We start from the raw sequence: 22,820 nt of genomic DNA on the forward strand, positions 1-22,820 counted from the left end.
GTCCGACCGAACTTTGTGGAGGGTTAGTCGATGACGTCACCGGATGGGACGCCCACGGGCGCCAGCGGTTTCTCCGGGTCCGCGGGGGCCCCGGCCGGCGGCCTGGCCGCCGAGGTGCAGGCGCTGGAGCGGGCCATCTTCGAGGTCAAGCGCGTCATCGTCGGGCAGGACCAACTGGTCGAGCGCGTCCTGGTCGGCCTGCTGGCCAAGGGCCACGTGCTGCTGGAAGGTGTGCCCGGCGTCGCCAAGACGCTGACGGTGGAGACCTTCGCGCGGGTGGTCGGCGGCACGTTCGCCCGCATCCAGTTCACCCCGGACCTGGTTCCCACCGACATCATCGGCACCCGGATCTACCGGCAGGGCCGGGAGGAGTTCGACACCGAACTCGGCCCGGTGATGGTCAACTTCCTGCTCGCCGACGAGATCAACCGCGCACCGGCCAAGGTGCAGTCGGCGCTGCTGGAGGTCATGCAGGAACGCAAGGTGTCGATCGGCGGCAAGACGTTCCCGCTGCCCAGCCCGTTCCTGGTGATGGCCACCCAGAACCCGATCGAGCACGAGGGCGTCTACCCGCTGCCCGAGGCGCAGCGGGACCGCTTCCTGTTCAAGATCAACGTCGACTACCCGTCGCCGGAGGAAGAGCGCGAGATCATCTACCGGATGGGGGTGACCCCGCCGGAGCCCAAGGAGATCCTGCAGATCAGCGACCTGGTGCGCCTGCAGGCGCTGGCCGCCAACAACTTCGTGCACCACGCGCTGGTCGACTACGTGGTCCGGGTGATCACCGCGACCCGCCAGCCCGAGCAGTTCGGCATGCCGGACGTGAAGAACTGGCTGTCGTTCGGCGCGTCGCCGCGCGCCTCGCTGGGCATCATCTCGGCTTCCCGGGCGCTGGCCCTGGTGCGCGGCCGCGACTACGTGATCCCGCAGGACGTCATCGAGGTCATCCCGGACGTGCTGCGGCACCGGCTGGTGCTGTCCTACGACGCGATGGCCGACGAGATCACCTCGGACATCGTCATCAACCGGGTGCTGCAGACAGTGGCGCTGCCCCAGGTGAACGCCGTTCCGCAGCAGCCGCAGCCCGTGCCGCCCGGCGCATCGGGTGCGCCTGGAGCGCCGACCGTCGCGGCCACGGTCAGCGGTCGGTGACCGACGCCGCCCCCCGGCCGGAGCCGGGGCCGGCCGAACCCGGTTCGCGGCCGCCGTCGATGTTGCGCGGCGGGATCCGCGACCCGAAGCTGGCGGCCGCGCTGCGCACCCTGGAGTTGACCGTCAAGCGCAAGCTGGACGGGGTGCTGCACGGCGACCACCTGGGTCTGATCCCCGGCCCCGGATCGGAGCCGGGGGAGTCGCGGCTGTATCAGCCCGGCGACGACGTGCGCCGGATGGACTGGTCGGTGACGGCCCGCACCACCCACCCGCACGTCCGGCAGATGATCGCCGACCGGGAGCTGGAGACCTGGCTGGTGATCGACATGTCGGCCAGCATGGACTTCGGCACCGCCGGCTGCGAGAAACGCGACCTGGCGGTCGCGGCGGCGGCGGCGATCATCTACCTCAACAGCGGCGGCGGCAACCGGATCGGCGCACTGGTCGCCAACGGGGAGCGCGTGGTGCGGGTGCCGGCCCGGTCCGGGCGCAACCACGAGCAGACGCTGCTGCGGACCATCGCCACCACCCCGCGTGCCCCGGTCGGGGTGCGCGGTGACCTGGCCGCCGCCATCGACGCCCTGCGCCGGCCGGAACGTCGCCGCGGGATGGCGGTGATCATCAGCGACTACCTCGGCCCGATCAACTGGATGCGTCCGCTGCGCGCGATCGCCGCCCGCCACGAGGTGCTCGGCGTGGAGGTGCTCGACCCGCGCGACGTGGAACTGCCCGACGTCGGCGACGTGGTGCTGCAGGACACCGAATCCGGGGTCACCCGCGAGTTCACCATCGACGCGAAACTGCGCGACGACTTCTCCCGGGCCGCGGCCGTCCACCACGGTGACGTGACGCGCGCGCTGCGCAGCTGCGGCGCGCCGCTGCTGAGCCTGCGCACCGATCGTGACTGGATCGCCGACATCGTCCGATTCGTCGAATCCCGCCGGCGCGGTGCGCTGGCGGGGATTTCGTGAGCTCGACCCGCACCGAAGAGACAGGTCTGCTATGACGTTGCCGCTACTCGGGCCGATGACGCTGTCGGGCTTCGCCCACCCGTGGTTCTTCCTGTTCCTGTTCGTGATCATCGGCCTGCTCGGCCTGTACATCTTCATGCAGGTGGCCCGGCAGCGCCGGATCCTGCGGTTCGCCAACATGGAGCTGCTGGAGAGCGTCGCACCGAAGTCGCCGACGAAGTGGCGGCACCTCTCGGCGGTGCTGCTGCTCAGCTCGCTGGTGCTGTTCACGGTCGCGATGGCCGGGCCCACCCACGACGTCCGGATTCCCCGCAACCGCGCGGTGGTGATGCTGGTGATCGACGTCTCCCAGTCGATGCGGGCCACCGACGTCGCGCCGAGCCGCCTGGTCGCCGCGCAGGAGGCCGGCAAGCAGTTCGCCGACGAGCTGACGCCGGGCATCAACCTGGGTCTGATCGCTTACGCCGGCACCGCAACCGTGCTGGTCTCGCCGACCACCAACCGGGAGGCCACCAAGTCGGCGATCGACCGGCTGCAACTGGCGGATCGCACCGCGACCGGGGAGGGGATCTTCACGGCGCTGCAGGCGATCGCCACCGTCGGCGCGGTGATCGGCGGCGGCGACACCCCGCCGCCGGCCCGGATCGTGCTCGAATCCGACGGCAAGGAGACGGTGCCGTCGAACCCGGACAACCCCAAGGGTGCGTTCACCGCGGCACGCACCGCCAAGGACCAGGGCGTGCCGATCTCGACGATCTCGTTCGGCACCCCGTACGGCTACGTGGAGATCAACGAGCAGCGCCAGCCGGTCCCGGTCGACGACGACTCGCTGAAGAAGATCGCCGACCTGTCCGGTGGCACCGCCTACACCGCATCCACCCTGCAGCAGCTCAAGGAGGTCTACTCCAGCCTGCAGAACCAGATCGGCTACGAGACGATTCGCGGTGAGGCCAGCACCGGCTGGCTGCGGCTGGGCGCGCTGGTCCTGGCGCTAGCAGGCTTCGCGGCGCTGCTGCTGAACCGGCGGCTGCCCGCCTAGCACGCTGCGTCCGGTGCGCCGGTGAGCTGTCGGGCACTGATAAGTTATGCCGGTGACTGACAGCGAAACAGCCGCCGGCAAACCCGCGTTCGTGTCCCGTTCCGTCCTGGTGACCGGAGGAAACCGGGGTATCGGCCTGGCGATTGCGCAGCGGCTGGCCGCCGACGGCCACAAGGTGGCGGTCACGCACCGCGGCTCGGGTGCTCCGGAGGGGCTGTTCGGGGTGGAGTGCGACGTCACCGACAACGCCGCCGTCGACCGCGCGTTCACAGAGGTCGAGGAGCACCAGGGCCCGGTCGAGGTGCTGGTCTCCAACGCCGGCATCTCCAAGGACGCGTTCCTGATGCGGATGACCGAGGAGCGGTTCGAAGAGGTCATCAACGCCAACCTCACCGGCGCGTTCCGGGTGGCGCAGCGGGCCTGCCGCAACATGCAGAAGAAGCGGTTCGGCCGGATCATCTTCATCGGCTCGGTGTCGGGCATGTGGGGGATCGGCAACCAGGCCAACTACGCCGCGGCCAAGGCCGGCCTGATCGGAATGGCCAGGTCCATCTCGCGGGAACTGTCCAAGGCCGGCGTCACCGCCAACGTGGTGGCCCCGGGCTACATCGACACCGAGATGACCCGCGCGCTGGACGAGCGCATCCAGGCCGGCGCGCTGGAGTTCATCCCCGCCAAGCGGGTCGGTACCGCCGCCGAGGTGGCCGGTGCGGTCAGCTTCCTGGCGTCCGAGGACGCCTCCTACATCGCCGGCGCGGTGATCCCCGTCGACGGCGGTATGGGCATGGGCCACTGAGGATTTCGGCACCCCCGACTCACGGAGCAGAAAAGGACTTTTCATGGCAGGGCTTCTCGAAGGCAAGCGGATCCTGGTCACCGGGATCATCACCGACTCCTCGATCGCGTTCCACATCGCCAAGGCCGCGCAGGAGGCCGGCGCGCAGTTGGTCTGCACCGGCTTCGACCGGCTGCGGCTGATCCAGCGGATCATCGATCGGCTGCCGGAACCGGCGCCGCTGCTGGAACTCGACGTACAGAACGACGAGCACCTGGACTCGCTGGCCGGCCGGATCACCGAGGTGATCGGCGAGGGCAACCAGATCGACGGCGTGGTGCACTCGATCGGCTTCATGCCGCAGACCGGGATGGGCGTCAACCCGTTCTTCGACGCCCCCTACGAGGACGTCGCCAAGGGCATCCACATCTCGGCGTACTCCTACGCCTCGCTGGCCAAGGCGACGCTGCCGATCATGGCGCCGGGCGGCTCCATCGTCGGCATGGACTTCGACCCAACGCGGGCGATGCCGGCCTACAACTGGATGACGGTCGCCAAGAGCGCGCTGGAGTCGGTGAACCGGTTCGTGGCGCGCGAGGCCGGTAAGTCCGGGGTGCGGTCCAATCTCGTTGCGGCCGGGCCGATCCGGACCCTGGCGATGAGCGCGATCGTCGGCGGTGCGCTCGGCGAGGGAGCCGGTGAGCAGATCCGGCTGTTGGAGGAGGGCTGGGACCAGCGTTCACCGATCGGCTGGGACATGAAGGACCCGACCCCGGTCGCCAAGACCGTCTGCGCGCTGCTGTCGGACTGGCTGCCGGCCACCACCGGCACGATCGTCTACGCCGACGGCGGGGCGCACACCCAGCTGCTCTAAATGGATTTCGACGCGGTCCTGCTGCTGTCCTTCGGCGGACCCGAAGGGCAGGAGCAGGTGCTGCCGTACCTGGCCAACGTCACCCGCGGCCGGGGCATCCCGCCCGAACGTCTCGAGGACGTCGCCCACCACTACCGGCACTTCGGCGGCGTGTCGCCGATCAACGCCATCAACCGGGCGCTGATCGAGCAGCTGCGGCTCGAAATGCCGGAACTACCGGTGTATTTCGGCAACCGCAACTGGGAGCCGTACGTCGAGGACGCCGTCGTGGCGATGACGGCGGACGGGGTGCGCCGGGCGGCGGTGTTCACCACCTCCGCGTGGGGCGGATATTCGGGCTGCGAGCAGTACGCCGAGGACATCGCCCGAGCCCGGGCTGTGGCGGGGGAGCAGGCGCCGGAACTGGTGAAGCTGCGGCACTACTTCGACCACCCGCTGTTCGTGGAGATGTTCGCCGAGGCGATCCGCACCGCCGCCGAAGCCCTGCCCGTCGACCGGCGTGCCGGCGCCCGGCTGGTGTTCACCGCGCATTCGATACCGGTCGCCGCCGACGAGCAGTACGGGCCGCGGCTGTACAGCCGCCAAGTCGGTTATGCCGCACGGCTTGTCGCGGCAGCCGCCGGCTACGCCGACTTCGATCAGGTGTGGCAGTCGCGCTCCGGCCCGCCGCAGGTGCCGTGGTTGGAACCCGACGTCGAGGACCATCTCCACACTCTGGCGGGCGCCGACGCCCGTGCGGTGATCGTCTGCCCGATCGGCTTCGTCAGCGACAACATCGAGGTGCTGTGGGACCTCGACCATGAGGTGCGCCTGCAGGCCGAGGCCGCCGGCATCGCCTACGCCCGGGCCGCAACCCCCAACGCCGACCGGCGGTTCGCCGCCCTGGCCCGCGGGCTCATCGACGAGCTGCGCGACGGGGGGGAACCGGCCCGGCTCAGTGGCGTGGATCCTGTTCCCGGCTGCCGAGCCGGCGTCGACGGGGCCTCGTGCGGGGCTCCGCACTGTGCCGCGCTGGTCGTCGATTGTCGGGGATGTTGATCGACAAGTCCGCACCTCGGTGCCAGTCTTAGCCCGGTTCGCGCGAACTACACAGCGGTCTGACGCCGCGACTTGACGACGTTGTCGTCCTCATCAAGCAGTGCCACATTGCCATCGCTGCCGGCGCAGATGCCGTCGAAAATCTCGACCGCCCAGGTATTGTGCTCGTCATCTGGCAGGTTCGAGTGCAGGGTTACTCCGGCAGGTGACTGATCCGCACTGCTGAACACGCGGATCTTACCGCCATTTGGAAGTACCCAGTGATACCCGTTGGGCCTGTGCTCATTTCGGGCAAGCGAAGCGCCTGGAAGTTTCGCGAGTCGGCTATCCAGGATGCTGGCGATGTCGCCGGATACGGTGAGCACGTCTGCACGCACGCCAATCACCACTTCCCGTACTCGCTGTCGTAACCATCGCCGATAATCCGAATGTACATCGAATCGCCGCGCGCAAGGACGGCCTGCATCTCTCGTTCCATGTCAGCTTGGCAGATCCCGGACCGTGTCGCATTCACGAAAACGTAGGGCACGTTTTGCTCATCCCACGTCACGCTGACCCGACCGGCGAAAGCCGTGGCGCTCGTTCCGATCGATGTCTTGATGTCAGCGAGACGCGCATCAATCGCCAAATCCGGTGTGGTGTCACCGCTTCGAAGAGCCGCGATCGAGGTGACGTTGTGGCCTTCGTTCAAGAGCCTGTCGACGACAAGCCATTCATCGGTGTCGAACGGCTTCCCGAACCGCTCGTCTAGTCGTCCGGTGATCCCGCGCGCGGAACGGTGCTCCTGTAATGCACGGAGTCGCACCATAACCTCCTCGAGTGATCCCTCAGCACTCTTCATCCGGCGTCGCATCGCGTCGTCCAGTTCCCATTCCAGCCGGCGCTCGTGCCGATCGGTGGAATAGCCCTTGCCGCCATGCGATGGGGTATTCGGCGGCGGTGATCCGCCGGGACCGCCAGGTTGACCCTGGCGACGTTCATTACGGGGGTTCGGGTGGCCTGCGCTCATGGTTGGGCGCGCCGCGGCCGCCGGTGGCCCCACCAGCCACCTGGGCTGGATGGCTCAACGATGGCGGCATCGAAGTGTTTCCATACCACCACGACACACCCCCATCGATCCGAATATAAGTTCGAATGTCAGTGGGGTGGTCTGACGTAAATGCAGGCTGATCAGGTCGATTGTGAATAAAACGCCGATTGGGGACAGCGCGTGGCTATGTCCCGGAGAGGGCTTTACTCGATCCACCCGGGCTCGCCGAACGGGATGGTCTCCGGCCGAACGTCGTAAACGTCCTTGCTGTAGACGTGCCTTGGGACATCGTCGAGGTCGGTGCAGCGCCGGAACGTGGCAGTCGGCACGCACACCCGGTTCGACCGGCCCCAGAAGATCCGCTGGCGCTCCCAGCTTCCGTCTTCCCGGATGTAGCCGTCGCAGATGGTGCGATACCCGAACTGGTCGATGAGGCTGCCGGTCGGCGTCGTGTCACAACCCTTCCCGAATTCCGGGTCCGGGACTGCTCCGGCTACCGGCGCCAGCCAAGCCCCCGCCACCATCAGCGGGAGTAGTGCCTTGATCAAGCCGGACCTCACGGTGAATTCCTCTCTTCGGTGCAGTCGGGGTGGCCGCGCGGATCTCCCCCCGTAGAACCACGCGCGCTCGACGTTTAGGCGGGGCCTCCGACAGCCGCCCCGGACCGGATTACGCCCGTCGCGCCGCCGCCAGGATCGCGTCCACCGCCGCGGCCCGCGCAGTACGCACCACCGCGGCCAGCGGTGCCAGCACCTCACCGACCCGTTGGGCCTGCGAGGAGGACTGTGCGCCGGTGGCCACCGCCTCGGCGCCGACGGTGACGATCGCGTCGACCAGGGCGGCGTTCTCCAGCACCCGGACCGCCCGCGCCGGCGCCCGGTCGGGGATCCGGTGATGCCGGGTGGCATCGAGCAGATCCTCGACCAGATCCCTCGGGTCACCGGGCCCGCTGTACAGCGACGTGACCGCGCCCATCGTCTCGGCGGCCGAGCGGACCGCCGAGCGCAGCGCGTATTCGGCGGCGCCGAGATCGTGTTGCTCGATCACCGGCAGCGCGGGCAGTGCGTGCACGGTCCAGGTCATGGTGGGCTGCGGATCGTCATCGATGAACTCCGGGATCAGCCCGACCGCGGTGCCCGGGCCGGCGAGGATCACCGCCTCGCCGACACTGAGCGCCTCCCGGCTGAACTCGGTGCCCGGCGGCAGCCCGCGCACGTCGCCGGGGACCGGCAGCACCGGGTGGATCGGACCGGGCGCGGCCCGCAATGTCTGCAGCAGCGCAACCGGCCCGGCATGCCCGGCGCCCGGCCAGGACAACCCGATGCTGCCGGCCGCGACCGCGTCGTAGGCGGCCACCGACTGCACCGGCGCCCAGGCCGTCAGCGCATCCAGCACATCGTCGGGCGACGCCTGGCCGGCCAGCCACGCGTTGGCCCAGACCGATAGGGAGACACTCGGGCACCACATACTGTCCGGCAGTGTAATCAGCCCGTGCAGCACGGGCCGGTTCGAGCGGGTGCCGCGCTAGGGTGAGCGCATGCCCGCCGCCCTGATCTGGCTGATCGTCGCGCTCGGACTCGCCGGCGCCGAGACGCTCACCGGCGACATGTTCCTCCTGATGCTGTCCGGCGGCGCATTGTCGGCGGCGGCGACCAGTTGGCTGACCGGGTGGCCGCTCTGGTCGGACGGCGTGGTGTTCCTGGTGGTGTCGGTACTGCTCCTGGTGGGGGTGCGCCCCGCACTGCGACGACGGCTGTGGGCGGGAACCGGTGCGGAGACCGGTATTTCGGCGTTGCAGGGCCGCAGCGCACTGGTCCTGGAGCGGGTCGCGCAGCAAGCGGGGCGGGTGAAACTGGGTGGTGAGGTGTGGACGGCGCGGCCACTCAACGACGACGACGCGTTCGAGGCCGGGGAGCAGGTCATAGTGGTGCACATCGATGGGGCCACGGCGGTGGTCGACCGACCACTCTGAGTCGGATCATCTGAGGAGGAATGCTGACATGGACGGCGTGACAACGGGTTTCATGCTGCTGGCGGTGCTGGTGCTGTTCGCGGCGGTCGTCGTCGCCAAATCGGTGGCGCTGATCCCGCAGGCTGAGGCGGCGGTGATCGAACGCCTGGGCCGGTACAGCCGGACGGTCAGCGGCCAGCTGACGCTGCTGGTGCCGTTCATCGACCGGATCCGGGCGCGCATCGACCTGCGGGAGCGAGTGGTGGCGTTCCCGCCGCAGCCGGTGATCACCGAGGACAACCTGACCCTGAACATCGACACGGTGGTGTATTTCCAGGTCACCAACCCGATGGCGGCGGTCTACGAGATCAGCAACTACATCGTCGGCGTCGAACAGCTGACCACGACCACGCTGCGCAACGTGGTCGGCGGGATGAACCTGGAGCAGACCTTCACCTCCCGCGACCAGATCAACCAGCAGCTGCGCGGGGTGCTCGATGAGGCAACCGGCCGCTGGGGGCTGCGGGTGGCCCGGGTGGAGTTGCGCAGCATCGACCCGCCGCCGTCCATCCAGGAGTCGATGGAGAAACAGATGAAGGCCGACCGGGAGAAGCGGGCGATGATCCTGACCGCCGAAGGCCAGCGTGAGTCGGCGATCAAACAGGCTGAGGGGAAGAAGCAGTCGGAGATCCTCACCGCCGAGGGTGCCAAGCAGGCCGCGATCCTGGCTGCCGAAGCCGACCGTCAGTCCACGATCCTGCGGGCGCAGGGTGAGCGGGCGGCGGCCTACCTGCAGGCCCAGGGTCAGGCCAAGGCCATCGAGAAGACGTTCGCCGCGATCAAGGCCGGCCGGCCCACCCCGGAGCTACTGGCCTATCAGTACCTGCAGGTGCTGCCGGAGATGGCGCAGGGTGAGGCGAACAAGGTCTGGCTGGTGCCCAGCGACTTCGGTTCGGCGCTACAGGGTTTCACCAAGCTGCTGGGTGCCCCCGGCGAGGACGGGGTGTTCCGCTACCAGCCGTCGCCGGTGGAGGAGAACCCGCCGCGCCCGGAGGACGACGCCGATGAGGTGGCCGACTGGTTCACCACCCGCACCGACCCGGCGATCGCGCAGGCGGTGGCCAAGGCTGAAGCCGATGCACGCAAGCCGGTCGAAGGCGCCGGGCCTGCGCAGGCGCTGGAGCCGGGACTGTCATGACCGTGCTGACCTCGCGGGCCACCTACGCGGCACTCGCGGCATTCCTGGCAGGCGACGCCGTCGCCTCGGCCATCCCGATCCGCTACGTCGAGAACAACATGGACGCGATGCGGGTGCCGGCAGCGGTGCGACCGCTGGTTCCGGTGGCCAAAGCGCTGCTGTCGCTGGGACTGCTGTCGGTGTTCCGGCTGCCATCGGTGGCACGTGTTACGACTGCGGTGCTGACGCTGTATTTCGTCGTCGCGGTCGGCATTCACATTCGGGTGCGCAACCGGATCGCCAATATCGTGCCGGCGGTGCTGCTGGGCGGGGCGTTCGCAACGATGACGGTGCGGGGCCCGCGCAGCGAGCCCCGCACCGTGTCCTGATCGGTTGTCAGCCGCGGCGAGTCGGGGTGGTCTCGTCGAGGGTGGTCGCCTTGTAGGCGTAGGCGGCGATCACCGCGCCGAGCACTTCGGCCAGCAGGTAGACCCAGAGGAACTTCCAGGCGAACATGCCCGGCAGCATCAGGCCGAAGGTGATCGCCGGGTTGAACGACGCCCCGGAGATGCCGCCGACCGCCACCACACCGACCGTGACGATCAGGCCGATCGCCAGCCCGTAGAAGCTGTTGCCGGCGCTGTCCTTGCTGGTCGCGGTGTGCAGGACGATGTAGCACAGCGCGAACGTGAAGATCAGCTCGGCCAGGAACGCCGGCCAGATCTTGCCGCTGAGGTTGGTGGCGTCGCCGAAGTACTTGTCGTGCCACAGGCCGAAGCCCACCCCGAAGGCCGCGAGCGCACCGACCAGCTGCGCGACGATGTACGGCCCGAGGTCGCCCAGCGGCAGGGCGCCGCGCAGGTAGGCGGCGATCGACACCGATGGGTTGAGGTGACCGCCGGAGATGTGCCCGCTGGCGTAGACCATCACCATCAGCGCGATACCGATACCCAGCGAGATCGCGGCTTTGCACTCCACGCCGGAGGCAAGAATGCCGATCACTGAGAACGTGAACATGAATGTCCCGATCAATTCCGTCAAATACTTCCGCACCGCGGCATTCTCGGTAGCCATTGGCCCGTCCCCTTCATGCGTCGAGTACCTGCGACTTTCAGGAGTGCCGGCATACGGCACCAATCAGACTTTAACGGCGCAGCGGTGGTCCAATAGATATTTCGGAACCGGTGGGTACCGAATTGTTGTCGATGTGAGGAGCTTGTCGTGACATTTTCCGAACCGATTACCACCGGATTCACCGCATTGCTGGGCATCACCCATCCGATCGTCTCCGCGCCGATGGCCGGGGTGGCCGGCGGCGCACTGGCCGCCGCGGTGAGCCGGGCCGGCGGCCTCGGCCTGATCGGCGGCGGCTACGGCGACGAGACGTGGCTGCGGCGGGAGTTCGCAGTGGCCGGGGACGCAACCGTGGGCTGCGGGTTCATCACCTGGGCGCTGGCCGAACGGCCGGCGCTGCTGGATCTGGCACTGTCGCACCGGCCGGCGGCGGTGATGCTGTCATTCGGCGACCCGGCACCGTTCGCGAGTGCGGTGAAATCGGCAGGCGCACAGCTGATCTGCCAGGTTCAGGATCTTTGTCAGGCGGATCGGGCCCTGCACGTCGGCGCCGACGTGCTGGTGGCGCAGGGCAGTGAGGCCGGCGGGCACGGCTGCGGGCCGCGCAGCACGATGACGCTGGTGCCCGAGATCGCCGACCTGGTCGGCGCGGCCGGGTTGACGACGCCGGTGCTGGCGGCCGGCGGGATCGCCGACGGCCGCGGGCTGGCAGCGGCGCTCATGCTCGGCGCCGCCGGTGTGCTCTGCGGCAGCCGGTTCTACGCCGCCACCGAAGCGCTGAGCACCGGACCGGCGCGCGAGATGGTCGCCGGTGCGGACGGTGACAGCAGTTGCCGCACCGACGTCTTCGACGTCGCCCGCGGCCACGACTGGCCGCCGGGACACACGATGAACGCGCTGCGCAACGCGTTCACCGACCGCTGGGACGGCGCCGAACCCGACCCGGCGCAGATGGTCGCGCAGTACCGGGCCGCGGTGGCCGACGAGGACTACCGGGTGGCGGCCGTCATCGTCGGGCAGGCGGCAGGGCTGATTCACGGCAGCGCACCGGCCGGGCAGATCGTCACCGAGATGGCCCGAGACGCGGCGGGCCTGCTCAGCGGGCGGTAGCTGAATCCGGTTGCGCCGCATCCCGGCGGTGCGCGCGGATCTCGAACGCCAGCAGTGCCACCCCGACCGCGGCCGTCACCAGCGACACCACGAACAGCGCCGGCGAGACCCGGCCGGTGAGCGCATCACCGAGCACCACCACCGCGGCGGTGCCCGGGAAGAGCCCGACCAGGGTGGCCAGCGTGTACGGCAGCGGCCGCACCGCCGAGGCGCCGGCGGCGTAGTTGATCACCGCGAACGGAATCGCCGGGATCAGCCGCAGTGACACCACTGCGGGCCAGCCGCGCTGCCGCAACCGCTCGTCGAGCGCGTATACCCCCGGGTGGCGCACCAGCCGGCTCAGCTGCCACCCGGCGGCGCGCATCAGCACCAGCGCCGCCAGGGCGCTCAGCGCACTGGCCGCCACCGCCAGCGTCACGCCCAGCCACGGTCCGAACAGCAGGCCCGCCGCCAGGGTGAACGCGGTGCGCGGAAACGGGAGCACGGTCACCACGGTGTGCGCGGCCAGGAACGCCAACGGAAACCACGGCCCCAGCGCATGCGCCCAGTCCCGGATCTGCACCGCGTCGGGCAGGCGCAGCAGCAGCGCGGCCGCCACCAGCGCCACGATCACCGCCGCCGTCAGCGCCAGCCGCCACACCGGCAGCTGCCGGGCGGTTGCCAGCAGCGTCGACCACACTCGGCTCAGCAGGCGCTGGGCGGTGCGATCGTGGGATGCGGTCACGGTGGTCGAGACTACGGGGTGATCGTGAACCGCAGGTGGCGGCCGACTCCGAGCGTTTGGTTCGCTACCGACGAGTAACTAATAAGCGCTGACCTGCTGCGTCGACGGCCGAGCTGCATCATTTAGCCTGAGTGTCAATCACGGACTGCAACGCGTTGCAAAAACAGGAGTTGAATCGGTGTCAGTAGAGGTATCCGCCGAACTGGAGCAGGCTCGCGCCCGCTGGCGTACCGCGGTGGCCGGGGTGCTGGCCAAGGGGTCCCGCCGCGACCCGGCGGAGATCAGCGACGAGACCGGGGGAGAGCCGGAACGGCTGCTCGACACCGCCCTGCCGGAGGGGTTCGCCGTCCGGCCGCTGTACACCGCGTTCGACGCCCGCCCGGAGGAGCCGCTGCCCGGGGTGTGGCCGTTCGTCCGCGGCGCCGACGCGCTGCGCGACGTCAACGCCGGGTGGAAGGTCGCGGAGACGTTCCCGGTGGACGGGTCGGGATCGGCTGGCGCGGTCAACGGCGCACTGCTCGGCGCGCTGACCGACGGGGTCAGCGCGATCAGCCTGCGGGTCGGGGCCGACGGCGTGTCGGTGGGTGAGCTCAGCCGGGTCTTCGACGACGTGTACCTGGAACTGGTCCCGCTGATCCTGGACGCGCCGGGGGACTACATCGCGGCCGTGGACGCGCTGCTGCCGCTGCTCGACGGCATCGCCGAGGCAAACCGGTCCGGGCTGTCGGTCGACTTCGGCGCCGACCCGCTGACCGCGCCGCTGTCGGGCCGGCCGGCGCCGTCGGTCGCGGACGTGACCGCGGTCGCGGCACGGCTGGCCGGCCGGCGCGGCGTGCGGGCGATCACCGTGGACGGTGCAGCCCTGCACAACCTGGGCGCCGACGCGGCCTGGGAACTGGCCGGCTGCCTGGCCGCCGGGGTGGCCTACCTGCGGCTGCTCACCGACGCCGGGCTGTCGGTCGCCGACGCGCTCGGCCAGCTCAGCTTCCGGCTGGCGGCCGGCGACGACCAGTTCCTGACGATCGCGACCATGCGCGCCGTCCGCCGGCTGTGGGCGCGAGTGGCGGAGGTGGCCGGTGCCGCCGACGCCGGGGCGGCCGTCGTGCACGCCGAGACGTCGTCGGCGATGATGACGCAGCGCGACCCGTGGGTGAACATGCTGCGCACCACGCTGGCCGCGTTCGGCGCCGGGGTCGGCGGCGCCGACACCGTGCTGGTCCACCCGTTCGACGCCGCGATCCCCGGCGGCCTGCCCGACACCAAGACCACGTTCTCCCGCCGCATCGCCCGCAACACCCAGCTGCTGCTGCTGGAGGAGTCGCACCTGGGCCAGGTGCTCGACCCGGCCGGCGGCTCCTGGTTCGTCGAGGACCTCACCGAGCAGCTCGCCGAGCAGGCCTGGGCGCACTTCCAGGAGATCGAGAAGCTCGGCGGTTTCGTCGCGGCGCGTGACTACGTCGCCGGCCGGATCGCGGCGATCGCCGACGAGCGGGCCGAGAAGATCGCGCACCGGAACACCGCGATCACCGGGGTCAACGAGTACCCGAACCTGGCCGAGCCGCCGTTGCCGCCGAGCGCGGCCCGACCTGCGGGCCTGCGCCGCTACGCCGAGCAGTTCGAGGCGCTGCGGGACCGCTCCGACGCCTACCTGGCGGCGAACGGGGCCCGCCCGCAGGTGCTGCTGCTGCCGGTCGGTCCGCTGGCCGAGCACAACATCCGCACCACGTTCGCGTCGAACCTGCTGGCCTCCGGCGGGATCGAGGCGGTCAACCCCGGCACCGTCGACAGCGCCGGTGTGGCTGCCGCGATAGCGCAGGCCGCTACCCCGGGCGCCGTGGTGCTCTGCGGCACCGACAAGCGTTACGCCGACGAGGCCGCCGGCGTCGTCGCCGCTGCCCGCGCCGCCGGCGCCACCCGGGTTTACCTGGCCGGACCGGCCACGGCCGTCGCCGACGTGGACCCCAAGCCCGACGACTATCTGACCATGAAGATCGATGCGGTGCAGGTGCTGTCGGACCTGCTCACCCGACTGGGAGCCTGAGAGCCATGACCGCCAGCACATCGCAGACCGCTCTCGGCAGCTTCGCCGACGTCCCACTGCGCGGCGACACCAGCCCCGAGCCGGTGACCGAAGGCGCCGTCACTGCACACATCGCGGCCGCCGCCACGGCCCACGGCTACACGCCCGAGCAGGTGCAGTGGCCGACCCCGGAGGGCATCGACGTCAAGCCGGTCTACACCGCCGCCGACCGCGATGCCGCACAGGCCGACGGCTACCCGCTGAACAGCTTCCCCGGCGAGCCGCCGTTCCTGCGCGGGCCGTACCCGACCATGTACGTCAACCAGCCGTGGACCATCCGCCAGTACGCCGGGTTCTCCACCGCCGCCGAATCCAACGCGTTCTACCGGCGCAACCTGGCCGCCGGGCAGAAGGGCCTGTCGGTGGCGTTCGACCTGGCCACCCACCGCGGCTACGACTCCGACCACCCGCGGGTCACCGGCGACGTCGGGATGGCCGGAGTGGCGATCGACTCGATCCTGGACATGCGCCAGCTGTTCGACGGGATCGATCTGGGTGCGGTCAGCGTCTCGATGACGATGAACGGGGCGGTGCTGCCGATCCTGGCGCTGTACGTGGTGGCCGCCGAGGAGCAGGGGGTGCCGCCGGAGAAGCTGGCCGGCACCATCCAGAACGACATCCTCAAAGAGTTCATGGTGCGCAACACCTACATCTATCCGCCGAAGCCGTCGATGCGGATCATCTCCGACATCTTCGCCTACACCAGCGCGAAGATGCCGAAGTTCAACTCGATCTCGATCTCCGGATATCACATCCAAGAAGCCGGTGCCACAGCGGATTTGGAGCTGGCCTACACGCTGGCCGACGGGGTGGAGTACATCAAGGCGGGCCTGGACGCCGGCCTGGACATCGACAAGTTCGCCCCGCGCCTGTCGTTCTTCTGGGGCATCGGAATGAACTTCTTCATGGAGGTCGCCAAGCTGCGGGCCGGCCGGTTGCTCTGGAGCGAGTTGGTCGCCCAGTTCAACCCGAAGAGCGACAAGAGCCTGTCGCTGCGCACCCACTCGCAGACCTCCGGCTGGTCGCTGACCGCCCAGGACGTGTTCAACAACGTCGCCCGCACCTGCGTGGAGGCGATGGCCGCCACCCAGGGCCACACCCAGTCGCTGCACACCAACGCCCTCGACGAGGCGCTGGCGCTGCCGACCGACTTCTCCGCCCGCATCGCCCGCAACACCCAGTTGCTGCTGCAGCAAGAGTCCGGCACCACCCGCCCGATCGACCCGTGGGGCGGCTCCTACTACGTGGAGTGGCTCACCCACCAGCTCGCCGAGCGGGCCCGCGCCCACATCGCCGAGGTACAGCAGCACGGCGGCATGGCGCAGGCGATCGGCGAGGGCATCCCGAAGCTGCGCATCGAAGAGGCGGCCGCCCGCACCCAGGCCCGCATCGACTCCGGCCGGCAGCCGTTGATCGGCGTCAACAAATACCAGGTGGAAGAGGACACCGAGATCGAGGTCCTCAAGGTCGAGAACTCCCGGGTGCGCGCCGAGCAGCTGGCCAAGCTGGAGCGGCTGCGCGCCGAGCGCGACGAGAACGCCTGCCAGGCGGCGCTGGCCGAACTCGGCCGGGCCGCCACCGCGACCGGGCCCGCCGGGGACGACGGCCTGGGCAACAACCTGATGGCGCTGGCGATCAACGCCGCCCGGGTCAAGGCCACCCTGGGGGAGATCTCCGACGCGCTGGAGGGCGTGTACGGCCGCCACCAGGCGGAGATCCGTACGATTGCCGGGGTCTACCGCGACGAGGTCGGATCCAAGGGAGGGGCGAGCAACTTGTCCCAAGCCACCGCACTGGTCGAGAAGTTCGCCGAGGCCGACGGCCGTCAGCCGCGCATCCTGGTCGCCAAGATGGGGCAGGACGGGCACGACCGCGGGCAGAAGGTGATCGCGACCGCGTTCGCCGACATCGGGTTCGACGTCGACGTCGGTGCGCTGTTCTCCACCCCTGAGGAGGTGGCCCGCCAGGCCGCCGACAACGACGTGCATGTGGTCGGGGTGTCGTCGCTGGCGGCCGGGCACCTGACCCTGGTGCCGGCGCTGAAGGCGGCGCTGGCCGAGGTCGGCCGGCCGGACATCATGATCGTGGTCGGCGGGGTGATCCCGCCCGGCGACTTCGACGAGCTGTACGCGGGCGGGGCGGCCGCGATCTTCCCGCCCGGCACCGTGATCTCCGACGCCGCGGTCAAGCTGCTGCAGGGGCTGGCCGAGCAACGCGGGTACGACCTGACCTAGATGACCGCCCACACTGAGGACCCGGTCGCCGCACTGGCGGCTGCGGTGCGCGCCGGCGATCGGGCGGTGCTGCCGCGGGCGATCACGCTGGTCGAGTCGCACCGCGCGGACCACCGCGAGCAGGCGCAGCGGCTGCTGCTGGAGCTGTTGCCGCACGCCGGCGGCGCCCGCCGGATCGGCATCACCGGCGTACCCGGTGTCGGGAAGTCGACGACGATCGAAGCGCTCGGCATGCACCTGGTCGAGCGCGGCAACCGGGTGGCGGTGCTGGCCGTCGACCCGTCGTCTACCCGGACCGGCGGTTCGATCCTCGGCGACAAGACCCGGATGCAGCGGCTGGCCGCCCACCCCAACGCCTACATCCGGCCGTCGCCGACGTCGGGCACGCTCGGCGGCGTCGCCAAGGCCACCCGGGAGACGATCGTGCTGCTGGAGGCGGCCGGCTTCGACGTCATCCTGGTGGAGACCGTCGGGGTCGGGCAGTCCGAGGTGACGGTCGCCGACATGGTCGACACGTTCGTCTTCCTGACCCTGGCCCGCACCGGCGACCAGCTGCAGGGCATCAAGAAGGGCGTGCTGGAGCTCGCCGACATCGTGGTGGTGAACAAGGCCGACGGGGAGCACCTCGCCGAGGCCCGGATGGCCGCCCGGGAACTGTCGTCGGCGCTGCGGCTGATCTACCCGCGCGAAACCCTGTGGCGCCCACCGGTGCTGACGATGAGCGCCCTGGAGGGCACCGGGCTCGCCGAGGTGTGGGAGGCCGTGGAGCGGCATCACCGGGTGCTGACCGAGGCCGGTGAGTTCGATGCGCGGCGACGCACCCAGCAGGTGGACTGGACCTGGCAGCTGGTGCAGGATGCCGTGCTGGAGCGGGTGCTGGCCGACCCGGCGGTGCGCGACGTCCGCGCGGAGGTGGAGCAGCAGGTGCGCCTCGGGACGCTGACCCCGGCGCTGGCCGCGCAGCGCATACTTGCGGTCGCTTGGCGCTAACGTTCCGATAACTTTGAGATCGTTTGCTGGAGAGCGGAGTAGATTTCTACCCATGGGGTCCGCACACGCTGAAGACCGGCAGGTGAGACTACCCGCGCATGTCCAGGGTGCGGCCGACGAGAGCTTCTCCTGCGCGGTCCGAAGTTTTGCCGCGATGTTCCCGGCGCGACGGTTCGGCGGCGGTGCGCTGTCGGTGTACCTGGACGGCCGGCCCGTGGTCGACGTCTGGACCGGATGGTCCGATCGCACGGGCCGCCAGCAGTGGTCGGCCGACACCGGGGCGATGGTGTTCTCGGCGACCAAGGGCATGGCGTCCACCGTCATCCACCGCCTGGTCGACCGCGGGCTGATCGACTACGACACCCCCGTAGCCGACTACTGGCCGGCGTTCGGCGCCAACGGCAAGGCCACGATCACCGTCCGGGAACTGATGCGGCACCGGGCCGGACTGTCCCACCTGCGCGGCCTGACCCGTGACGAACTGATGGACCACCGGCTGATGGAAGACCGGCTGGCGGCCGCCCCCAGCGATCACCGCCGCGGCAAGCCCGCCTACCACGCGCTGACCTACGGCTGGCTGGCCGCCGGCCTGGCCCGCGCGGTAACCGGACGCGGCATGGGGGAGTTGATCCGCACCGAACTGGCCGAACCGCTGAACACCGACGGCCTGCACCTGGGGCGCCCGCCGGTGGACGCCCCGACCCGGGCGGCGCAGATCATCATGCCGCAGAGCCGACTGCAGAACCCGATCTTCAACCACCTCGCGCCGAAGCTGGCCGCGTTGCAGTTCACCGCCGGGTTCGGTGCCCTGTACTTCCCCGGGGTGAAGGCCGTGGTGCAGGGCGACATGCCGCTGCTGGACACCGAGGCCGCCGCGGTCAACGGGGTGACCACCGCGCGCGGGCTGGCCCGGATGTACGGGGCGATCGCCAACGGCGGCGAGATCGACGGCCGCCGGTTCCTGTCGCCGGAACTGGTGCGGGGCCTGACCGGACGGCTCAACCTGCGTCCCGACCGCAACATCGGCGTGCCGCTGGCATTCCACCTCGGCTACCACGCCGTACCCGGCCCCGGGGTGATGCCCGGTTTCGGTCACGTCGGGCTGGGCGGCTCCCTGGGCTGGGCCGACCCGGCCAGCGGCCTGGCGTTCGGGTTCGTCCACAACCGGCTGCTGACGCCGTTCGTGGTGGCAGATCAGTCCGGGTTCGTCGCGCTGAACGCGCTGCTGCGACTCGGGGCGGCGCGGGCACGCCGACACGGGTTCACCGAGGTGCCGACGCTCGGGGCGGCGTTCGCCACCGCGGGCGAGGCGACCGGCTGATCTTGACTGGGATGATGGTGGCGGCCCGCAGCGCCCGGCTCCGCCGCGCTTGCGACCCCCACTAAAGTGGCGGGGTGACTGGCACGCCAACGCTGTACATCTTCCCGCACGCCGGCGGATCACCGGCGTACTACAAGGACTTCTCCACGACGTTCACCGGTGACCTCAAGCGCATCGGCATTCCGTACCCGGGCAAGGGCGGCAACCACGACCTGGCGACCTTCACCACCGTCGAGAACCTCGCCGACCGGGTGTTCAAGCTGCTCGCCCCACTCGACCAGTCCGGGGGGCCCGCGATGTTCTTCGGGCACAGCATGGGGGCGCTGCTGGCCTTCGAGGTCGCCAGCCGGTTCGAGGCGCAGGGCAACCCGATCGCTGCGCTGTTCGTCTCCGGCACCGGCGCCCCCGGGCACGCCGGCTTCGACGACGTCGGCGGTTCCGACAGTGGACTGCTCGACGCGGTAGCCCAGATGACCGGCGTCGACCGCGCACTGCTGGAGAACGAGGCGTTCCAGGCGCAGATCCTGCCCACCCTGCGGGGGCTGAAGTCGGTGGCGGACTATCGGTGCGCACCGGATGCGCGACTGTCCTGCCCGATCTTCGCCTACCACGGCGACGACGACGGGGTGGCCACCGCGGCGAAGGTGGCGCCGTGGGCTGAACGCACCACCGGCGAGTTCAGCGCCCGGGTGTTCAGCGAACCCGGGCATCACTTCTACCTCAATGACCACCTGCCGGAGTTGGTCGGCGATATCGAGGGAAAAATCGCTGCGATCTGTCATAGCTGATGGTCGACCGGCACCGTTTTCGACCGTCCGGACTGTGAATTACCTGTTAGTAATGGAACCGGCTCTGGCGCTTCTGTCGAGGTCAGAGCTACTATGCCGGTTCTGCTGTATGAGTGCTGTACGTCACGATCGCATTCTCTGTCAGCAGGCCTTCCGTGGTAGCCTCCGCGGAGGGAAACACCTGGGATGTCGGGGTCCAAGGCGTTTTTGTGAAGGAACCAAAGACACCAAGAAGGGATGTCCGAGTGGATGGTCGCAGCAGCGGCACCGACCGCATCGGCCGGGTCACCGCGATGCCCGGATGTTCCGTACCCGTCATGAGTCCCAAGCGCGAGCGATCAGCCCGGGGAGAAGCTGAAGCGTCGAGCTGAGCAAATCAGCTGGAACCGCTCGCGGGGCTTGATCTCGCAGGGGAAGTATCCCGATGTCACTAATTGAATGCATGTCTTGGCTGTGCGGGGGGCGTCGCGCAGCGAGCCGGTCTAGTGCGGACCGGGCAATCACTCTCGCCCAGGCTGAAGTCATCAGTCTCTGAGATCCGTCGGCCTGACAGTACGAGGAGAAAGAATCGCTATGCCGGTAAGCCACACCCACATCCCGACCCTGCTCGCGGAGCGGGCCACCACGACGCCGGACGCACCCGCGTACACGTTCGTCGACTTCGACGTGGACCCCGCCGGGTACCCCGAGACCCTCAGCTGGTCGCAGCTGCGCAGCCGGGCGCAGGTCGTCGCCGCCGAACTGGCCTCCTGCGCCTCCCCGGGCGACCGGGTGGCGGTGCTGGCGCCGCAGAGCCTGGAGTACATCGTCGGGTTCTTCGGTGCGCTGGAGGCCGGCATGATCGCCGTCCCGCTGCCGGTGCCGATGTTCGGTGTGCACGACGAGCGCGTGTCGGCGGCGCTGCGGGACTGTGCTCCGGCGGCGATCCTGACGACGTCGGCGGCGGTCGGCGACATCGCGAACTCCATCCGCGACCTGGGCACCGCGACGCCGGTCGTCATCGAGGTGGACGCGCTGGACCTGGACTCCGAGCCGGTCGCGGCCCCCGCCGCCACGGCGCAGACCAAGATCGCGTTCCTGCAGTACACCTCCGGGTCGACCCGCACCCCGGCCGGCGTCATGGTCAGCCACCAGAACGCGATCGTCAACATGCAGCAGATGATCGACGACACGTTCGAGAACCGCGGTAAGACGGTGCCCGCGGACACCACGATGGTGTCGTGGCTGCCGTTCTACCACGACCTCGGTCTGATCTGCGGCATCATCTTCCCGCTGGTCGGCGGCCACCAGGCGGTCATCTTCAGCCCGATGGCGTTCCTGGCCAAGCCGGCCCGCTGGATGCAGCTGGTGGCCAAGAACAGCAACACCTACACCGGCGGCCCGAACTTCGCCTACGAACTGGCGGTCCGGCGCACCTCCGACGAGGACATGGCGGGCCTGGACCTGGCGCACGTCCACACCTACGCGTTCGGCGCCGAGCGGGTGCACGCGGCGACACTGCGCCGGGTCGTCGAGCGGTTCGCCAAGTTCAACCTGAACCCGGCCGCGCTGCGGCCCGGCTATGGGCTGGCCGAGGCCACCGTCTACCTGACCTCCAACACCCCCGGTAACCCGCCGCCGACCGTGCGCTTCGACTACCAGAAGCTGGCGGACGGCTCGGCGGAGCCGTGCGGCACCGAGGGCGGCGTCGAGCTGGTCAGCTGTGGTGTGCCGCGCGCCTGCACGCTGCGCATCGTGGACCCCGAGACGCAGACCGAGAACCCGGAGGGCACCGTCGGTGAGATCTGGGCCTACGGTCCCAACCTGGCCGGCGGCTACTGGCACAACCAGCAGGCAACCGAGGCGACCTTCGGCGGCAAGCTGGTCGACCCGTCGCAGGGCACCCCGCAGGGCCCCTGGCTGAAGACCGGTGACCTCGGCGTCCTCTCCGGTGGCGAGCTGTACATCGTCGGCCGGATCAAGGACCTGCTGATCGTCGACGGGCGCAACCACTACCCCGACGACATCGAGGCGACGATCCAGGAGATCACCGGTGGCCGGGTCGCCGCCATCTCCATCCCTAACAGCAACTCAGAACAGCTTGTTACGATCGCCGAGTTCAAGATCAAGGGGGGCTCGGACGAGGAGGTCCGCGACAGACTGCACGAGGTTCGGCGGAAGGTGACCGCGGCGCTGTCCAAGGCGCACGGTCTGCAGGTCAACGATCTGGTTCTGGTGCCGCAGGGTGCCATCCCGATCACGACCAGCGGCAAGATCCGTCGCTCCAGCTGTGTCGAGGTCTATCAGCGGGACGGATTCGACCGACTGGATGCCTCCGTTCGGTCTCTATGACTGACGGCGCGCCGCGGGCGCACCTCTGGGGGAGGTTGAGTTGAGCGGGATGGTTGCCGGATCGCCCGATCGTCGCTCGGTCGTTGCGGAGGCGTTGCGCAAGATCGATGACCTGACGGCGCGCCTGGCGGTTGCCGAGGCGGGGGACACCGAGCCGATCG

22 protein-coding genes are annotated in these 22,820 nt (G+C 69.5%); 16 read left to right on the forward strand and 6 right to left on the reverse strand.

Features of this window, described 5'->3' with window-relative positions; all coding sequences use genetic code 11:
* Positions 1-30 precede the first annotated feature (30 nt).
* The 6 genes from moxR1 to KIH27_RS01580 are packed head-to-tail and all read left to right on the forward strand — an operon-like array spanning position 31 to position 5,849.
* Entirely contained in the window at positions 31-1,152 is a 1,122-nt protein-coding gene (moxR1, locus tag KIH27_RS01555; protein WP_214091135.1) for a chaperone MoxR1, read from the forward strand.
* Positions 1,153-1,211: 59 nt separating this feature from the next.
* Complete coding sequence (locus tag KIH27_RS01560) at positions 1,212-2,123, forward strand: DUF58 domain-containing protein (protein WP_214091184.1); 912 nt, start codon at positions 1,212-1,214, stop codon at positions 2,121-2,123.
* A gap of 31 nt (positions 2,124-2,154) precedes the next feature.
* Positions 2,155-3,162, forward strand: a complete 1,008-nt coding sequence (locus tag KIH27_RS01565; protein WP_214091136.1) for a VWA domain-containing protein — start codon at positions 2,155-2,157, stop codon at positions 3,160-3,162.
* Positions 3,163-3,214: 52 nt separating this feature from the next.
* Complete coding sequence (fabG1, locus tag KIH27_RS01570) at positions 3,215-3,958, forward strand: 3-oxoacyl-ACP reductase FabG1 (RefSeq protein WP_372451283.1); 744 nt, start codon at positions 3,215-3,217, stop codon at positions 3,956-3,958.
* A gap of 43 nt (positions 3,959-4,001) precedes the next feature.
* Positions 4,002-4,811 (forward strand): NADH-dependent enoyl-ACP reductase InhA, encoded by an 810-nt coding sequence (gene inhA / locus KIH27_RS01575; RefSeq protein ID WP_214091138.1) that lies wholly within the window; start codon positions 4,002-4,004, stop codon positions 4,809-4,811.
* The gene (locus tag KIH27_RS01580) at positions 4,812-5,849 is read left to right on the forward strand and encodes a ferrochelatase (RefSeq protein WP_214091139.1); all 1,038 of its coding nucleotides are present in this window, start codon (positions 4,812-4,814) and stop codon (positions 5,847-5,849) included. It abuts the gene before it with no gap.
* Between the two features lie 47 nt (positions 5,850-5,896).
* Here the strand turns inward: KIH27_RS01580 and KIH27_RS01585 are convergent, their stop codons facing one another.
* From KIH27_RS01585 to KIH27_RS01600, 4 genes are all read right to left on the reverse strand, one after another.
* Positions 5,897-6,226, reverse strand: a complete 330-nt coding sequence (locus tag KIH27_RS01585; RefSeq protein WP_214091140.1) for a hypothetical protein — start codon at positions 6,224-6,226, stop codon at positions 5,897-5,899.
* 5 nt (positions 6,227-6,231) lie between these two features.
* The gene (locus KIH27_RS01590) at positions 6,232-6,858 is read right to left on the reverse strand and encodes a hypothetical protein (RefSeq protein WP_214091141.1); all 627 of its coding nucleotides are present in this window, start codon (positions 6,856-6,858) and stop codon (positions 6,232-6,234) included.
* Between the two features lie 224 nt (positions 6,859-7,082).
* Positions 7,083-7,439, reverse strand: coding sequence for a CDGP domain-containing protein (locus tag KIH27_RS01595; RefSeq protein ID WP_214091142.1), 357 nt, complete (start codon positions 7,437-7,439; stop codon positions 7,083-7,085).
* A gap of 109 nt (positions 7,440-7,548) precedes the next feature.
* Positions 7,549-8,346 carry an Rv1486c family protein gene (locus KIH27_RS01600; RefSeq protein ID WP_214091143.1) on the reverse strand — a complete coding sequence of 266 codons (798 nt, stop codon included), beginning with the start codon at positions 8,344-8,346 and terminating at the stop codon, positions 7,549-7,551.
* A 70-nt stretch (positions 8,347-8,416) separates the two neighbouring features.
* Between KIH27_RS01600 and KIH27_RS01605 the strand changes: the two genes are divergently transcribed.
* The 3 genes from KIH27_RS01605 to KIH27_RS01615 are packed head-to-tail and all read left to right on the forward strand — an operon-like array spanning position 8,417 to position 10,396.
* The gene (locus KIH27_RS01605; protein ID WP_214091144.1) at positions 8,417-8,851 is read left to right on the forward strand and encodes an NfeD family protein; all 435 of its coding nucleotides are present in this window, start codon (positions 8,417-8,419) and stop codon (positions 8,849-8,851) included.
* Between the two features lie 28 nt (positions 8,852-8,879).
* On the forward strand, positions 8,880-10,028 hold the full coding sequence (locus tag KIH27_RS01610) for an SPFH domain-containing protein (protein WP_214091145.1): 1,149 nt from the start codon (positions 8,880-8,882) through the stop codon (positions 10,026-10,028).
* Positions 10,025-10,396: a DoxX family protein gene (locus tag KIH27_RS01615; protein WP_214091146.1), complete on the forward strand. Its 372-nt coding sequence runs from the start codon at positions 10,025-10,027 to the stop codon at positions 10,394-10,396. The genes KIH27_RS01610 and KIH27_RS01615 overlap by 4 nt, the downstream gene beginning before the upstream one ends.
* Before the next feature lie 7 nt (positions 10,397-10,403).
* On the opposite strand, the gene KIH27_RS01620 is transcribed toward KIH27_RS01615, so the two are convergent.
* The gene (locus KIH27_RS01620) at positions 10,404-11,081 is read right to left on the reverse strand and encodes an MIP/aquaporin family protein (RefSeq protein ID WP_214091147.1); all 678 of its coding nucleotides are present in this window, start codon (positions 11,079-11,081) and stop codon (positions 10,404-10,406) included.
* A 147-nt stretch (positions 11,082-11,228) separates the two neighbouring features.
* Here KIH27_RS01620 and KIH27_RS01625 point away from each other — a divergent pair, with 147 nt between their 5' ends.
* The gene (locus KIH27_RS01625) at positions 11,229-12,191 is read left to right on the forward strand and encodes an NAD(P)H-dependent flavin oxidoreductase (RefSeq protein WP_214091148.1); all 963 of its coding nucleotides are present in this window, start codon (positions 11,229-11,231) and stop codon (positions 12,189-12,191) included.
* On the opposite strand, the gene KIH27_RS01630 is transcribed toward KIH27_RS01625, so the two are convergent.
* Entirely contained in the window at positions 12,178-12,915 is a 738-nt protein-coding gene (locus tag KIH27_RS01630) for a TVP38/TMEM64 family protein (protein WP_307856758.1), read from the reverse strand. The genes KIH27_RS01625 and KIH27_RS01630 overlap by 14 nt on opposite strands.
* A gap of 178 nt (positions 12,916-13,093) precedes the next feature.
* Here KIH27_RS01630 and mutA point away from each other — a divergent pair, with 178 nt between their 5' ends.
* The 6 genes from mutA to KIH27_RS01660 all read left to right on the forward strand — a co-directional run bounded on the left by mutA (position 13,094) and on the right by KIH27_RS01660 (position 22,659).
* Complete coding sequence (gene mutA, locus KIH27_RS01635; protein WP_214091149.1) at positions 13,094-14,956, forward strand: methylmalonyl-CoA mutase small subunit; 1,863 nt, start codon at positions 13,094-13,096, stop codon at positions 14,954-14,956.
* Between the two features lie 5 nt (positions 14,957-14,961).
* Complete coding sequence (gene scpA / locus KIH27_RS01640; RefSeq protein ID WP_214091150.1) at positions 14,962-17,229, forward strand: methylmalonyl-CoA mutase; 2,268 nt, start codon at positions 14,962-14,964, stop codon at positions 17,227-17,229.
* Positions 17,230-18,219: a methylmalonyl Co-A mutase-associated GTPase MeaB gene (gene meaB, locus KIH27_RS01645; protein WP_214091151.1), complete on the forward strand. Its 990-nt coding sequence runs from the start codon at positions 17,230-17,232 to the stop codon at positions 18,217-18,219.
* A 52-nt stretch (positions 18,220-18,271) separates the two neighbouring features.
* Positions 18,272-19,540, forward strand: coding sequence for an esterase/beta-lactamase LipL (lipL, locus tag KIH27_RS01650; RefSeq protein WP_214091152.1), 1,269 nt, complete (start codon positions 18,272-18,274; stop codon positions 19,538-19,540).
* 74 nt (positions 19,541-19,614) lie between these two features.
* Entirely contained in the window at positions 19,615-20,328 is a 714-nt protein-coding gene (locus KIH27_RS01655; protein ID WP_214091153.1) for a thioesterase II family protein, read from the forward strand.
* 573 nt (positions 20,329-20,901) lie between these two features.
* Complete coding sequence (locus KIH27_RS01660; RefSeq protein ID WP_214091154.1) at positions 20,902-22,659, forward strand: AMP-binding protein; 1,758 nt, start codon at positions 20,902-20,904, stop codon at positions 22,657-22,659.
* The last annotated feature ends 161 nt before the right edge of the window (positions 22,660-22,820 follow it).

The sequence above is a fragment of the Mycolicibacter acidiphilus genome (assembly GCF_018455725.1).
Taxonomy (GTDB): Bacteria; Actinomycetota; Actinomycetes; order Mycobacteriales; family Mycobacteriaceae; genus Mycobacterium; species Mycobacterium acidiphilum.

Coding starts and splice junctions, on each gene's coding strand:
- moxR1 (WP_214091135.1), top strand. CDS start 31: ATGACGTCACCGGATGGGACGCCCACGGGCGCCAGCGGTTTCTCCGGG.
- KIH27_RS01560 (WP_214091184.1), top strand. CDS start 1,212: ATGTTGCGCGGCGGGATCCGCGACCCGAAGCTGGCGGCCGCGCTGCGC.
- KIH27_RS01565 (WP_214091136.1), top strand. CDS start 2,155: ATGACGTTGCCGCTACTCGGGCCGATGACGCTGTCGGGCTTCGCCCAC.
- inhA (WP_214091138.1), top strand. CDS start 4,002: ATGGCAGGGCTTCTCGAAGGCAAGCGGATCCTGGTCACCGGGATCATC.
- KIH27_RS01580 (WP_214091139.1), top strand. CDS start 4,812: ATGGATTTCGACGCGGTCCTGCTGCTGTCCTTCGGCGGACCCGAAGGG.
- KIH27_RS01590 (WP_214091141.1), bottom strand. CDS start 6,858: ATGAGCGCAGGCCACCCGAACCCCCGTAATGAACGTCGCCAGGGTCAA.
- KIH27_RS01600 (WP_214091143.1), bottom strand. CDS start 8,346: ATGTGGTGCCCGAGTGTCTCCCTATCGGTCTGGGCCAACGCGTGGCTG.
- KIH27_RS01605 (WP_214091144.1), top strand. CDS start 8,417: ATGCCCGCCGCCCTGATCTGGCTGATCGTCGCGCTCGGACTCGCCGGC.
- KIH27_RS01610 (WP_214091145.1), top strand. CDS start 8,880: ATGGACGGCGTGACAACGGGTTTCATGCTGCTGGCGGTGCTGGTGCTG.
- KIH27_RS01615 (WP_214091146.1), top strand. CDS start 10,025: ATGACCGTGCTGACCTCGCGGGCCACCTACGCGGCACTCGCGGCATTC.
- KIH27_RS01620 (WP_214091147.1), bottom strand. CDS start 11,081: ATGGCTACCGAGAATGCCGCGGTGCGGAAGTATTTGACGGAATTGATC.
- scpA (WP_214091150.1), top strand. CDS start 14,962: ATGACCGCCAGCACATCGCAGACCGCTCTCGGCAGCTTCGCCGACGTC.
- meaB (WP_214091151.1), top strand. CDS start 17,230: ATGACCGCCCACACTGAGGACCCGGTCGCCGCACTGGCGGCTGCGGTG.
- lipL (WP_214091152.1), top strand. CDS start 18,272: ATGGGGTCCGCACACGCTGAAGACCGGCAGGTGAGACTACCCGCGCAT.
- KIH27_RS01660 (WP_214091154.1), top strand. CDS start 20,902: ATGCCGGTAAGCCACACCCACATCCCGACCCTGCTCGCGGAGCGGGCC.